1 protein-coding gene is annotated in these 1456 nt (G+C 75.5%); it reads left to right on the forward strand.

Annotation, left to right across the window (positions count from 1 at the left end; translation table 11 throughout):
- Positions 1–1375: hypothetical protein (locus HGA02_RS19130; protein ID WP_210728821.1), on the forward strand; the 1375-nt coding region annotated here is incomplete at its 5' end.
- Positions 1376–1456 lie beyond the last annotated feature (81 nt).

Here is a 1456-nt window from a genome sequence, read left to right on the forward strand (position 1 = left end):
GGACGCACCCGACGTCGGCGAGGCGAGGGCGACCTTCGACGGCACGGCCGTGCGGACGCTCTCCGCGGCGCCCGGCACCGCCGCCGTCGGCGAGCGCACGGTCGCCGTGGTCCTGCTCCGCCTCGGACCCGCGGGCGCCGAGCCCGTGTCCGCCGACGACGCCCGCCGCGCCTTCTTCACGGCACCCGACTCCGTCGCGGCCTACTTCCGCGAGAGCTCGTGGTCGCAGCTCGAGCTCCGGGGCCGCGACCGGCCGGACGGCGACGTCTACGGCTACCTCGAGATCCCGGCCGGCACCGGCTGCTGGGGCGAGGCGTCCGCCGGCACGGACGCGGCGCAGGCGGCCGGGCTGGACCTGGCCGGCTACGACCACGTCGCGTTCGTCCTCGACTCCCCCGACCGCGGCTGCTGGTACGGCGGGTGGGCGTCCATCGGCGGGCAGGTGTCCGTGAACCTGTGGGCGGGCGACAGCGGCACACGCGCGGTCGAGCAGCACGAGCTCGGCCACAACCTCGGGCTCGACCACGCGAACGCGCTGGTCTGCACCGCTGCCGACGGACGTCCCACGGCCGTCGAGGAGCCGGGCGGTTCCTGCACCGTGCGGGAGTACGGCGACCCGTTCGACGCCATGGGCGACACCTGGAACCAGATGCAGTTCTCCGCCAACTACAAGGCGCGCCTCGGCTGGATCCCGCCGTCGCGCGTCACGACCGTGACCGAGTCGGGGACGTACACCCTCGCGCCGTCCGAGGCGCCGACCGACCAGCCGCAGGACCTGCGCGTCCCGCTGCCGTCGGGCGACTACTACGACCTCGACCTGCGGCAGCCGTACGGCCAGGCCTGGGACGCCAAGGTCAGCCGCTACCCGGCCCTCCTGAACGGCGTCGAGATCCGCCGTGCGACCGACCGCGGCACCGCGCTCGTCGACACGACGCCCGGCGACGGGTACGACGACGCCGCACTGCAGGTCGGGAGGACGTTCACGGACGCCGCCGCAGGCGTGTCCGTCCGGACGGAGTCGGTCGGGCCCGCGGGCGCCGTCGTGCACGTCGAGCTCGGCCCGGTCGCGGGCGGCGGGTACGCGAGCACCTACCCGACGATGACGCTGCGCGGCACGAGCACCGGGTGGGCTGCCGTACCGATGACGCTGGTCGCCGACCACACGTGGCGGCTCACGATGCCGTTCGGTGCGCACCCCGACGAGGCGCTGCTGTTCGACACCGACGGCACGGGCGCGGTCACGTTCGGCGACGCGGGCGGCGACGGGACGGCCGAGGCCGGCGGTCCGCGCACCCCGATGACGCAGGGACCGGCGGTCTACGAGGTGACGTTCCGCGACGACACGCTCACGTACACGGTCGTGCGTGTCTGGTGAAGCGGCACGGGCCGCGGCGCACCCACGCCGCCGCGGCCCGTGCCGCATCCCGGCGCGGGCCCTGCGCCACGGCGCGGGTCC

The organism is Cellulomonas septica, assembly GCF_012396155.1.
Lineage (GTDB): Bacteria > Actinomycetota > Actinomycetes > Actinomycetales > Cellulomonadaceae > Cellulomonas > Cellulomonas septica.